Source organism: Oleiphilus sp. HI0132, assembly GCF_001635845.1.
Window position 1 is genome coordinate 1 of record NZ_LWGJ01001505.1, and the last position, 521, is coordinate 521.

Genomic DNA, 521 nt, shown 5'->3' on the forward strand with positions numbered 1-521 from the left:
CCATTCCAGAAAATCTGCTACGAAACAGGTAAAGAGGCGATAACAAAATTTCAAGTTATTGAGCGCTACCTGAACCCTGACTTGACCAAGGTAACATTCACACCATTGACAGGACGAACCCATCAACTGCGAATTCATAGCCGCGAAATCTTACACCCTATTATTGGCTGTGACTTATATGCAACAGAGCGTAGTAAAGCAATGGCTGACCGCCTAATGCTACATGCAACAACATTGGAGTTTGTACACCCTATTTCAGGAACACAAATAAAGGGCTTATGCCCCTCTCCATTTTAGCCGATACTAAACGCTGGAATGATATTCATTAACTCTACTCTTTCCCTTGAGTTAGTGCCGCTCCCCACAAGCAAAAAGTATGAGAAAAATCACTTTTCACTATTAAAAAAAATGAACATTCCCGTCTCACCCTCTAAGCTAGACCCTCATCAAAGCAAAGGAAAATTCTGTCCCGGTATTTAACTGAGATCTGACGCTAATGATACTGTCATGCAATTCAAGTA

1 protein-coding gene is annotated in these 521 nt (G+C 41.3%); it reads left to right on the forward strand.

Annotated features, from left to right (window positions below; translation table 11 throughout):
- The coding region (locus A3766_RS23220) for a pseudouridine synthase (RefSeq protein WP_231882971.1) at positions 1–297 on the forward strand (297 nt) is incomplete at its 5' end.
- Between the last annotated feature and the right edge of the window lie 224 nt (positions 298–521).